This window comes from Paenimyroides ceti, assembly GCF_030409925.1.
Window position 1 is genome coordinate 1 of record NZ_JAUFQU010000049.1, and the last position, 12,018, is coordinate 12,018.

At 35.1% G+C, this 12,018-nt stretch carries 12 protein-coding genes and 3 pseudogenes; 9 read left to right on the plus strand and 6 right to left on the minus strand.

Annotation, left to right across the window (positions count from 1 at the left end):
- The 3 genes from QW060_RS22035 to asnS form a co-directional block, all read right to left on the minus strand.
- The coding region (locus QW060_RS22035; RefSeq protein WP_450091480.1) for a co-chaperone GroES at window positions 1-154 on the minus strand (154 nt) is incomplete at its 3' end.
- Window positions 155-302: 148 nt separating this feature from the next.
- Entirely contained in the window at window positions 303-650 is a 348-nt protein-coding gene (gene secG / locus QW060_RS22040) for a preprotein translocase subunit SecG (RefSeq protein WP_290364180.1), read from the minus strand.
- A gap of 3 nt (window positions 651-653) precedes the next feature.
- Window positions 654-2,132 (minus strand): asparagine--tRNA ligase, encoded by a 1,479-nt coding sequence (asnS, locus tag QW060_RS22045; RefSeq protein ID WP_290365159.1) that lies wholly within the window; start codon window positions 2,130-2,132, stop codon window positions 654-656.
- A 145-nt stretch (window positions 2,133-2,277) separates the two neighbouring features.
- Here asnS and QW060_RS22050 point away from each other — a divergent pair, with 145 nt between their 5' ends.
- The gene (locus QW060_RS22050; protein ID WP_290362566.1) at window positions 2,278-2,604 is read left to right on the plus strand and encodes a DMT family transporter; all 327 of its coding nucleotides are present in this window, start codon (window positions 2,278-2,280) and stop codon (window positions 2,602-2,604) included.
- 71 nt (window positions 2,605-2,675) lie between these two features.
- Here the strand turns inward: QW060_RS22050 and QW060_RS22055 are convergent, their stop codons facing one another.
- Window positions 2,676-3,590 carry a metallophosphoesterase gene (locus QW060_RS22055; protein WP_290364693.1) on the minus strand — a complete coding sequence of 305 codons (915 nt, stop codon included), beginning with the start codon at window positions 3,588-3,590 and terminating at the stop codon, window positions 2,676-2,678.
- Window positions 3,583-4,140, minus strand: a complete 558-nt coding sequence (locus QW060_RS22060) for a 5'-nucleotidase C-terminal domain-containing protein (RefSeq protein ID WP_290365160.1) — start codon at window positions 4,138-4,140, stop codon at window positions 3,583-3,585. The genes QW060_RS22055 and QW060_RS22060 overlap by 8 nt, the downstream gene beginning before the upstream one ends.
- A 349-nt stretch (window positions 4,141-4,489) precedes the next feature.
- On the opposite strand from QW060_RS22060, the gene dapA reads away from it, so the two are divergent.
- From dapA to recN, 7 genes and pseudogenes are all read left to right on the plus strand, one after another.
- Window positions 4,490-5,371 (plus strand): 4-hydroxy-tetrahydrodipicolinate synthase, encoded by an 882-nt coding sequence (gene dapA, locus QW060_RS22065; RefSeq protein WP_290362568.1) that lies wholly within the window; start codon window positions 4,490-4,492, stop codon window positions 5,369-5,371.
- A 20-nt stretch (window positions 5,372-5,391) separates the two neighbouring features.
- Window positions 5,392-5,901, plus strand: a complete 510-nt coding sequence (locus QW060_RS22070) for a ferritin (RefSeq protein ID WP_290362569.1) — start codon at window positions 5,392-5,394, stop codon at window positions 5,899-5,901.
- Window positions 5,828-6,865 carry an outer membrane protein assembly factor BamD gene (locus QW060_RS22075; RefSeq protein ID WP_290362570.1) on the plus strand — a complete coding sequence of 346 codons (1,038 nt, stop codon included), beginning with the start codon at window positions 5,828-5,830 and terminating at the stop codon, window positions 6,863-6,865. Before QW060_RS22070 ends, QW060_RS22075 begins: the two co-directional genes overlap by 74 nt.
- An 8-nt stretch (window positions 6,866-6,873) precedes the next feature.
- Window positions 6,874-7,191, plus strand: coding sequence for a DNA-directed RNA polymerase subunit omega (locus QW060_RS22080; RefSeq protein WP_290362571.1), 318 nt, complete (start codon window positions 6,874-6,876; stop codon window positions 7,189-7,191).
- A gap of 7 nt (window positions 7,192-7,198) precedes the next feature.
- Window positions 7,199-8,406 (plus strand): annotated as a pseudogene (gene coaBC, locus QW060_RS22085) (bifunctional phosphopantothenoylcysteine decarboxylase/phosphopantothenate--cysteine ligase CoaBC).
- Window positions 8,396-9,225 (plus strand): annotated as a pseudogene (gene porD, locus QW060_RS22090) (type IX secretion system protein PorD). Before coaBC ends, porD begins: the two co-directional pseudogenes overlap by 11 nt.
- Before the next feature lie 66 nt (window positions 9,226-9,291).
- Window positions 9,292-10,953, plus strand: a pseudogene (gene recN / locus QW060_RS22095) (DNA repair protein RecN).
- A 24-nt stretch (window positions 10,954-10,977) separates the two neighbouring features.
- Here recN and QW060_RS22100 read toward each other — a convergent pair.
- Entirely contained in the window at window positions 10,978-11,406 is a 429-nt protein-coding gene (locus tag QW060_RS22100) for a DUF1456 family protein (protein ID WP_290364694.1), read from the minus strand.
- Window positions 11,407-11,546: 140 nt separating this feature from the next.
- Between QW060_RS22100 and QW060_RS22105 the strand changes: the two genes are divergently transcribed.
- On the plus strand, window positions 11,547-12,018 hold a 472-nt coding region (locus QW060_RS22105), incomplete at its 3' end, for an AMP-binding protein (protein ID WP_290365161.1).

Below are 12,018 nucleotides of genomic sequence, written 5' to 3' on the forward strand. Positions count from 1 at the left end.
CGTCTTTTTTTCCGTTCCCTACAGCAACAACAGTTCCTTTTTGTGGCTTTTCTTTCGCTGTATCAGGAATAATAATTCCCGAAGCTGTTTGTGTTTCTGCCGCAGCCGTTTCAATAATCACCCGGTCTGAAAGTGGTTTAATGTTTAGTGCCATAATGAAAATTTTTATGTTTATTTATTTGACTTTTATTTTTGTGTTTATCATTTTTCATAAAGTATGCCATTCCAATTTTATGACAGAATGGGATAAAAAAAATGCCAGCATGTCAGTGCTGGCATTGTTATTTTTTGAATAACGGATTTTAGTTTGCTGGTGTCTGTGGCGTTTCTGCTGGTGCAGGTTGACCTTGCGGAGCTGCTACAGGTGCTGCAGGTATGGTTGCAGCATTCGGATCTAAAATTTTAGAATCGTTGTTGTAACCGGATGTAAAGCTTAAACTTGATAACAAAATTAACCCGATTAATATGGCTGCTAAAGTCCAGGTACTTTTGTCAAGGAATTTATTTGTGTTTTGTACACCTCCAATATTGGTTGAACCTCCTAATGAAGAATCAAGACCACCTCCTTTAGGGTTTTGAATCATTATAACAATGATTAATAAAAGGGATACGATGGTTATTAGTACTAAAAAGATTGTAAACGTATTCATTTTTTAACTATTATAGTTTTGTAACATTTTAATATTGGAAATTCGGTCTGCAAATAAACTACTTTTTTCTGGATATTTCAAAATTAATATTTCATAAGCTTGAATTGCTTTTTGATATTTTTTTTGTTCCAGGTATATTTTTGCAAGGGTTTCGGTCATTAAAAAAGATTGGTCATCCTCGTTTTTCTCAATAAATACAGGCACTGAAGACATGTTTTTATTAGGGATTATTTTAGGATTTGTTTCAATAAAGCGATTGATAAGCTCTTCTTTTTTTCTTTTCTCTTCTTGAAGTTTTTCTTCTTTTTGTGGTTCAATAGCTTCCGTTTCCTCTTCTTTTCTTTTTATTGGCTCTGCTTTTGTCAGTTGCAGCCACTCAGAGAAAGAATGTTTTTCGGCTGAAGTAAATTCAATTGGAGTACCGATTTCTAATTTTTCTTCCAGTGTTTCAACAGAAGTAACTACAGTCTCTTCATCTTCTGACAAAATATCCTCCTTTTTTTCTTCAGGCTGTGTTTCTGTATAAGAAACGCGTTTAAAGTTGTTTTCTAAAACGAATTGTAATTTCTCAATTAAACTCATTTCACTGCGTTCTGCCTGTGGTTTGCTTTTTTCTTCGTCTTTCAGTCGTTGTTCCAAAAACTTTAAATCATCTTCACATTTTTCCATGACATGACGAATGATTGACTTGATAAAATCTTCTGCAAGATCCATATTTGCATCGAGATCATTAAAAGCTACTTCGGGCTCAATCATCCAGAATTCAGCTAAATGGCGAGATGTATTTGAGTTTTCTGCACGGAAAGTAGGACCAAACGTATATACCTGACCTAAAGCCATCGCATACGTTTCAGCTTCTAATTGCCCGGAAACAGTCAAATTCGTATGTTTTCCGAAGAAATCTTCTTTATAGTTAATGGTGCCATCTTCATTTTTCGGAGCATTACCATCAAGAGAAAGCGATGTTACCTGAAACATTTCTCCGGCACCTTCAGCATCTGATCCGGTAATAATAGGCGTATTTACATATACAAATCCACTTTCCTGAAAATATTTATGTACCGCATAAGACAATACGCTTCTCACACGCATAATAGCTCCGAATACATTCGTTCTTACTCTTAAATGTGCATTTTCGCGGAGAAATTCCAAGGAGTGTTTTTTAGGCTGGATTGGGAATTTTTCAGGATCTGATTCTCCTAATATTTCTAAGGATTTTACCTGAATTTCGAATTTCTGACCTGCTCCCTGGCTTTCAATCAAAGTACCTTTTACCGCTATTGCTGCTCCGGTAGTAACTTTCTTTAATAATTCTGCCGGGAAATTTTCAAAATCAACAACACATTGTATATTATGTATAGTAGAACCGTCATTCAATGCAATAAATTGATTGTTTCTAAACGTTTTTACCCAACCTTTTGCGGTAATTTCTTGTAAAAGACTCGATCCATTTAAAAGATCAATTACTTTGGTGTGTCTCATTTCCGTGTATATTATAATTTTGAAAAATAACGTATTTTTTAAAATACCCGCAAAGATAATGAATTATAGGATGATTGTAAAAGATTATTTTTCTACCAGATAAACCTTGGTTTTATGAGTATCTTTGCACAAAATAAAAATGAAAATGAATTGGATATTATTGATTATAGCCGGACTTTTTGAGATCGGATTTACGACCTGTCTTGGAAAATTCAGAGAAACTGCAGGAACAACTTCCTATTTATGGTTTCTGGGATTTTTAATAAGCCTTATTGTCAGTATGGCTTTATTGATGAAAGCTACTCAAACCTTACCTTTGGGAACTGCCTATGCAGTTTGGACCGGAATTGGTGCTGTAGGAACCGTATTGATGGGAATATTGTTTTTTAAAGAGCCCGTAGATTTTTGGAGGTTGTTTTTTATTTTTACATTGATTGCGTCTATCGTCGGATTAAAGTTTGTATCAAATTAACTTTAAGACTATTTGTCATAAAAAAATCCACTGAAAAGTGGATTTTTTAGCTTTATAATCGTAAAAAGCAACTACACTATAATATTTTTAGTAAGTGTAGAACTGTTTTTGGATGTATCGAAGAAGAAATCTATTTGTCCCAGTACAAGACCAAAGCAGCCTACCTGATTAATTATTACATCCTTATCTTCACTGTTTTTTACAATAGTAGGTTTGTCGAGAAACGTATGGGTATGTCCTCCGATGATTAAGTCAATATTTTTAGTTTGTGAAGCCAGCATCAAATCGCTCACATTATCACTCGCTATGTCATATTTATAGCCTAAATGGGAAAGACAGATGATCAAATCACATTTTTCCTGTTCTTTGAGAATACGGCTCATATCCTGGGCAACTTCAACGGGATTGATAAAAACAGTTTCTCCATATTCTCTTTTATTGACAAGTCCTGCCAGTTTTACGCCAAGACCAAAAACACCAATTCTGATACCATCTTTGATAAAAACCCGATACGGTTTTGTTAAGCCGTCCATTACCGTATTTTTAAAATCGTAATTGGCGTTCAGAATATCAAAATTAGCATTTACAACCTGGGAAGCCAGTCCGCCTACACCATTATCAAATTCGTGATTACCGATGGTAGTAGCGTCATATTGCAGCATATTCATCAGTTTTATTTCCAGTTCACCACCAAAATAATTAAAATAAGGGGTTCCCTGAAACATATCACCGGCATCGAGCAAGAGAACATTTTTACTCTCCTTTCGGATTTTGTCTATCAAAGTTTTACGTTTGGCAACGCCTCCCTGATTTGGATATTTTCCGTGATCAGAAGGAAAAGGATCTATATGACTGTGGGTGTCGTTGGTATGTAGAATGGTTAAACGCTTTAAATCATTTCCTGTAAAACTGGATAAGGATAAACCTCCAAGGGCAACAAAGGCAGTTCCTGAGGCAGTTTTCTGTAAAAAATCTCTTCTATTCATTGCCTTCTTCAATTATATGTTGGGTTGTAATAACCGGGAGTTCAGGATGTTTTTTAAAATATTCAATAAGCACATTGCGCAGTTTGTAATCCATAGTATAGGTGCGTACAGCTTTGGTAAAAAATACCATACTGTCACCTCCTTGTGCAAGATAATCGTTAGTAACAATAAGGTATGTCTTTTCAGGTGAAACAATTTTGCCGTTGATATATACATTTTTCAGCTGTTGCGTTTTAGCATCAATATGAATGAAAATACCTGCTAACGGATGGGGCTTTTTATTAGCAAGCATATAGTTTGCCAATTCTATGATTTGTTCGCCTTTTAATTCAAGTACCACTGCTTCGTTTTCAAAAGGCATTACTTCAAATGCAGCACGGGTAGTTACATCTCCCTCAGAAATTACAGAGCGGATGCCACCGTGGTTAAGCATACAGCCATCAATATTTTTTTGATATCTTTTCTGAAACACAGGATTTACAATTTCTACAGTAGCTTCTGCAAATAGATTTCCGATGATGGTTTCCCATTTTCCTTTTGATTTGTCCATAGTTATAGGACTGTGAGAAATGACTTTGCTCAGATCTTCATCGATATGTTTTTTATAAGGGCTACAAACTTATCTATAGAAAGGTCGGGAGCAAGGGTGTCGGAGACAGAGATGTTTTTGCCTTTTATTTCTGTATTCCGATACAGATGCGGGCTGCATGCGAAAAATGCATTTATTGAGATTAAGAATAAAAATAAACTAATAAATGAAGTCTTTTTTTAGAAAATCGTATCATTAAATCTTCCTTAAATTATTTAACTTTGTGTAGTGGTAAAATTACAACGATTTTATTCATTGTAAAGCATCACGATGTTAAAATACCTTCAACTAAATTTAAATATAAAATTCAATGCAAAAGTTTATCGGTACCGGAGTAGCACTTGTAACTCCTTTTAAAAGTGATTTTTCTGTAGATGTGGAAGCCCTCGAGAGAATTGTAAAATTCAATATTGAAGGCGGAATAAATTACTTGGTTGTATTGGGAACCACTGCTGAAGCAGCCACTCTCACCAAAGAAGAAAAAGAATTAGTAAAAAGTACCGTAAAAAAAGCAAACAATAATACATTGCCATTGGTATTGGGAGTAGGTGGTAATAATACAATGGAAATAGTACATCAGCTACAAACTGAAGATTTATCGGGGTTTGATGCAATTTTGTCTGTTTCTCCTTATTATAACAAGCCAACTCAGGAAGGAATTTATCAGCACTTCAAAATGATTGCAGCGCATTCGCCTTTACCGGTTATAATTTATAATGTTCCGGGCAGAACTTCAAGCAATATGTTGCCGGCTACCGTAATACGACTTGCAAATGATTGTGATTCTATCATAGGAATTAAAGAAGCGGCCGGAGACATTGTTCAGGCAATGCAACTGATAAAAGACAGACCAGAAGGCTTTTTAGTAATTTCCGGAGACGATATGATTACGCTACCTATGGTACTTGCAGGAGGAGATGGTGTTATTTCTGTGATTGGAGAAGGTTTTCCTCATGCGTTTTCAAAAATGGTACAGTTGGGATTAGAAAGAAAAGCAGATGAGGCTTATCAGATACACTACCAGTTGAGTGATAGTATCAATATGATATTTGAACAGGGAAATCCGGCTGGTATCAAAGAGGTTTTCAAGGCGTTGAACCTATCGGAAAATACGTTAAGACTTCCTTTGGTTCCTGTAAACAGCGATCTATCAAATCGTATTACTCAGTTTGTCAAAGAATTTAAAAACTAAATAATCAAAAAAGAAACAGTATGCTATCAAAAAAAATTGAATCCGCTTTAAACAAGCAGATAAAAATAGAAGGAGATTCATCGCAAATATATCTGGCTATGGCTTCATGGGCAGAAAACCAGGGTTTTGAAGGAATTGCCACTTTCATGTATGCGCAGTCAGATGAAGAGCGTGTACATATGCTGAAACTGGTAAAATATATCAATCAGCGCGGTGGCGAAGCAATTATACCGGCGGTTATACAGCCAGAATTAGATCATACCTCTTTCAAAACATTATTTACCCAATTGTTTGAACATGAGGTGTATGTTTCTGCAAGTATTAATGAGTTGGTTCATGTTTCTCTGGAAGAAAGAGATTATGCTACTCATAATTTCTTGCAATGGTATGTATCAGAACAGATAGAGGAAGAAGCTACGGCACGTACTATTTTAGATAAAATCAACCTGATCGGTGATGATAAAGGAGGCTTGTATCTGTTTGATAACGATATTAAAAATTTCCCTTCCATACAGACCAATCTGGCGTAATAATATTAACGAAAAATTAAGTGGATTATTAAAAAAAGATGTTTTTATTTGGACATCTTTTTTTATGTCTAAAAAAAGAATTGTAGAGTCAATTATAAATATTAAATTTGCATTTGCTGTTAAACATGGTTTGATGGTGTATAAAAACCGATTTATGAAGAAAATTTCCTGTGCTTTATTATTAATGCTTGCATTGACAGGCTGTAAGTCTACGTATCAGAAAGCTATGAAATCAGAAGATGTGGCTTATAAAATAGCTGCAGCTCATGATTTGTATGAAAAGGGGAAGTACCGAAAAGCGACGCGTTTATATGAGCAGGCAAAGCCGAAAATAGGCATTGCTCCTGAAGCACAGATGCTGTACATCAACTATGCTAAATCGCAAATGGCTTTAAAGAATTATGAATTGGCAACACCTATTATCAAGGAGTTTAACTTAAAATATCCTGCGAGTGTATTCAGAGAAGAGATGATGTATTTAGAAGCTTATACCTTATATCTGAGATCAGAAGATTATAAATTGGATCAGTTGGTTACACATGATGGTATTGCAAAATTTCAGGAATTTCTCGCTGCTTATCCGCAATCAGAAAAAGCTGATTTAGCTAAAAAATACAGCAAAGAGCTGGTGGAGAAAATAGAGCGTAAAGCTTTTGAAAATGCAAAACTGTACAATAAGATAGGGGAATATACACGTGATTATAATGCGGCAATGATTTCTTTGGATAACTTTATGCTTGATTATCCGGGCTCCGTTTTCAAAGAAGATGCACTGTTTTATAAATTCGATTCTGCTTATAAATTAGCAATAAACAGTGTGTACAGCAAAATGGAAGAACGCTTAAAAAATGCTCAGGTAGCATATAAAAGCTTGATTTCATTCAATGAAAATACAAAATACAAGGCAGATGCTGATCAGATGTTGGCACGTGTTGAAAAGGAATTACAACAATTTACAAATTAATTATTTAAATGGACTTAAAAAAAACGAATGCACCGGTAAATACGGTTACGTATAATAAAGATGAAATAGAAGCATCTACTGGTAATATTTATAAAGCAATCACCATCATTGCTAAAAGAGCCAACCAAATCAATAGCGAAATTAAAAAGGAGCTTATTGATAAATTGGATGAGTTCGCTACGTATAATGATAGTTTAGATGAGGTATTTGAAAATAAAGAACAAATTGAAGTATCTAAATATTATGAAAAACTACCAAAAGCTCATGCTTTGGCAGTAGAAGAGTGGTTAGATGGTGAAGTAACTTACAAAGAACCTTCTAAATAATATACCGATGTCTGTTTTAAGCGGTAAAAAAATAGTGCTGGGCATTTCCGGCGGTATTGCTGCATATAAAACAGCAATATTAGTTAGATTATTCATAAAAGCAGGTGCTCAGGTTCAGGTAATCATGACACCTGCTTCTCGTGATTTTGTTACCCCGTTAACATTATCAACTTTGTCTAAACGTCCTGTATATTCTACTTTTTATGAAGATCAGAATGGTGCTTCATGGAACAACCATGTAGAACTGGCACTTTGGGCTGACATCATGCTTATTGCGCCGGCTACAGCAAATACCCTTTCAAAAATGGTTACCGGAGCTTGTGACAACCTGTTACTGGCAACGTACCTTTCTGCAAAATGCCCCGTATATTTTGCCCCGGCAATGGATTTGGATATGTACAAACATCCTTCCACAGTGCATAATTTTTCCCTTTTAGCTTCTTATGGAAATATAATGATTCCCGCAGAATCCGGTGAATTGGCATCCGGTCTGTCCGGTGAAGGACGAATGGCGGAACCTGAAAATATACTTCGCTTTTTAGAAAATCATATTGTTGCAGAAACTTCTTTAAAAGGTAAAAAAGTATTGGTTACTGCAGGTCCTACTTATGAATCCATTGATCCTGTCCGCTTTATCGAAACCATTCTACTGGAAAAATGGGATTTGACATTGCAGAAGCAATGGCTGATAAAGGAGCCGAAGTGATTTTAGTCACAGGACCCACCCATATGAAAAACAGAAACACCACCATAAAGAATATTAAAGTTGAGTCTGCCCAGCAGATGTATGATGTCTGTCATCAATATTTTGATTCTGTTGATGTTGTCGTAGCTGCAGCAGCAGTAGCAGATTACAAACCAAAAGTTGTGGCGGCACAGAAAATAAAAAAGAACGAAAGTACGTTTACAATAGAGTTAGAGAAAAATCCGGACATACTTGCTTCTTTAGGAGAAAGAAAAAAGCAGCAGTATCTCGTAGGGTTTGCTTTGGAAACAGAGAATGAAATTGAACACGCAAAAGCTAAAATCAAGAAAAAGAATTTAGATCTTATTGTTTTAAACTCCTTAAATGATGAAGGAGCAGGTTTTGGTAAACCAACAAATAAGGTTACCTTTATTGATAAAGATTTTAATATCTTTCCGCAAGAGTTGAAATCAAAAGAAGCAGTAGCTGAGGATATTGTAAATAAAATAAAAGAACATTATGAAATATAGATGGCTTGTTATTGTCTTTGTACTATTTGGTTTTTTTGTTCAGGCACAGGAACTGAATACTACGGTAGAAATAAATTCTGATGCGGTTTCACAATCCAATAAACAGGTGTTTAAGACGCTGAAAACAGCTGTAAAAGAATTTATGGACAATACGCAATGGTCAACTAAAAATGTAAACAGAAGCGAAAAAATAGACTGTAATATTCTTATTATCATTAAAACACTGGATGTAAATAATTTTTCGGGAAGCATACAGGTGCAATCTTCAAGACCTGTTTACAATTCTAACTATTCGTCACCGGTTTTTAATTTCAGAGATGAAGATTTTGATTTTCAATATATAGAATTTGAAGCGCTGACCTATAGCGAAAATAATATTTCTTCCAATCTTGTAGCCGTTTTATCTTTTTATGCAATATTATTGTAGGTATTGATGCCGATTCCTTCTCCCTAAACGGAGGGACTCCAAATTTACAGAAAGCACAGAATATTGTAAATATGGCACAACAGATGAATGCCAAAGGCTGGAAACAGGAAGGAAATAAAAACAATCGTTTTGCGGTTGCAAATGAAATTCTTTCAGGAGCCAATGCTTCATACAGAGAAGCTATTTATCAATATCACATACACGGTATGGATCTTATGGCAGATAATCCTTTAGAGGGTAAAAAAGGAGTGAAAACAGCTTTGGATATCCTTTCTAACGTACATAGAAACCGACCAAATGCACTGCCAACACGTATGTTTTTTGATGCTAAAGCAGATGAAATCGTTTCTATTTTTTCTGCCGACCTGAGTTCAATAAACAAAGTGTTGTAGAAGTTCTGACAAAAATATCACCTCTCAACGGAGGTAAATGGAACAGAATGTAACTCTGAAAACAGTATGTTAATAAACTTATCTATTAAAAATTACGCGCTTATAGCGTATTCTTCTATTGCTTTTTCTGATCAGTTTTCAATCATAACTGGTGAAACCGGGCTGGTAAATCTATTTTACTCGATGCTTTAGGTTTGGTATTAGGAAAAACGTGCTGATTTGAGTGTACTCAGAGATAAAGATGGAAAATGCATTATAGAAGCACAATTTCAGATTGGCAATTATACTTTGCAACCTTTTTTTGAAACAAATGATATTGATTATGAGGAGCAGACAATTGTGCGTAGGGAAATTTTACCTTCCGGAAAATCAAGAGCTTTTGTAAATGACAGTCCGGTAAATCTGAATGTTTTGCAGGCCTTGGGAGATAAGTTGCTCGATATCCATTCTCAGCATCAGACTCAGGAACTTACAAATGAAGTTTATCAGATAGAAATCATTGATGCCATTGCACAAACACGACCCTTAATTTCAGAATACCAATATCAGCTACAGGCTTATAAAAAAGCAAAAAAACAACTCAACACACTCGAAAACCAACAGGCGGCTTTGTTGAAGGAACAGGATTACAATACTTTTTTACTTGAGGAACTTATTAGTGCAGAACTAAAATCCGGTGAACAGGAAGAGCTCGAATCTGAATTTGAGAAACTCAACAATGTAGAATTTGTAAACGAACATTTAGAAAAAGCCATTGCGGTTCTCAATGATGAACAATACGGTGTACTGCATCTGCTGAGAGAAATAAAAAGTAGTTTGCTGAAAGTAGCACCAATTGCATCAGACTATCAGGAACTGACAGATAGATTGATGAGTGTAGAAATTGAGCTCAATGATATCAAACATGAGGCCGAACTGGCAAATGAACGACTTATAAAAGATCCGTATCAGTTAGAATTGATCAACAGTAAATTGCAGAACATCTATAACCTGCAAAAAAAGCATCAGGTGCAGACCGTAGAAGCTTTATTGGACATTCAAAACGAACTGAATGCAAAGGTTTTTCAGGCAGAAGGCATTTCAGAAGAAATTACAGCGTTGCAGCATCAGATTTCTGAAGCGGAAATAAGCTTAAGAAACCTTGGAAAACAGATTCATGAAAGCAGGTTAAAGATCATTCCTGCGTTGACGGAAGAAATCAAAGCAATAATCAGTCCTTTGGGCATGCCAAATGCCCATTTTCAGTTTGATCTTAAACTATCCGATACTTTTTTATCAAACGGTATGGATGAAATAGAATTGCTGTTTTCTGCCAATAAGGGCATGATGCTTGGTTCTATGAAAAAGACAGCCTCAGGCGGAGAAATGTCACGTATTATGCTTGCCATTAAAGCAATTTTGGCTAACTATCTTCATCTGCCAACCATTATATTTGATGAAATTGATACCGGAGTATCAGGAGATGTGGCTGATAAAATGGGAAATATTATGAAACAGATGGGGCATAAAATGCAGGTTTTTGCCATTACCCATTTACCTCAGGTAGCAGCCAAAGGAAACCAGCATTATAAAGTTCGTAAAGACAACGATATGGAACAAACGGTTTCAGAAATCAAACAATTGACAAAAGAAGAGCGCATTTTAGAAATAGCACAGATGCTGTCTGGAAAAAACATAACGGATTCTGCTATCAACCACGCCAAAGAGTTATTGGCTGAAGTACAGTAAAACATAAAAAAGGATTAGTGAAAACTAATCCTTTTTCTTTTTGCCGTTATTAAATTTAATATTTCCTAAAACATTGGGTTTAGCACTAAATGTTTTTTTCTTAGGTTTAAATTCTTCTTTTTTAGGTGTTTCTTTTGATGCTTTAATCACAGGTTTTGGTTTACTGTTGTTTTCCTTACCGGCGTGCATCTGCTCTTTATTCTTTTTTAAAACCTCCTGAGGATTTTTAGGATTTTCTTTAGTTCCTCTTAAATAAATAACAAGACCGTTCAAAAAATTTCTCAGAATCTGATCCTGGCATTCCATATATTTTGGATGATCTTCTGCTCTGAAGAAATTACCTATTTCTCCTTTTGAAACTCTGAAATCAACCAATTCTAAAATTTCTACAATCTGATCGTCACGCAACTGTAAGGCTACGCGTAATTTTTTTAAGATATCATTATTTGTAATCATGTGATAATTTTTACCAAAGGTATTTATAAATAACATATAAAAATCAAAGCGATTTTACATTTTGTAAGATTTCTTTTGTAAATTAGTTTTTTTCAAAAAAAGACATAAAATAACCATATACTTAATACCGTAATCTTATGAGTTACTATAAAATTAGTGATTTAGAACAATATTTTAAACATTATAAAAAATCAGTTAGAGAACCGAGGAAATTCTGGGGGAAAATAGCAGAAGAAAACTTTCTTTGGTATCAGGGATGGGAAAAGGTTTTTGAGTTTGAAATGATCAAAGGAGAGATTAAATGGTTTTTAGGAGGTAAGGTAAATATTGTTAAAAACTGTATCGACAGACATCTTTCTAAAAGAGGCGATAAGCCCGCTATTATTTTTGAACCGAACAGTATTGAAGAAAAAGAACAGATCATTACTTACAATGAATTATACACACGTGTAGCGAAAATGGCAAACGTGCTGAGAAGTCAGGGGGTAAAAAAAGGCGACAGAGTATGTATCTATCTTCCTATGATACCTGAACTGGCAGTTGCTATGCTGGCATGTGCCCGTATCGGAGCCATACATTCTGTAATTTTTGCAGGTTTTTCTGCGGCGG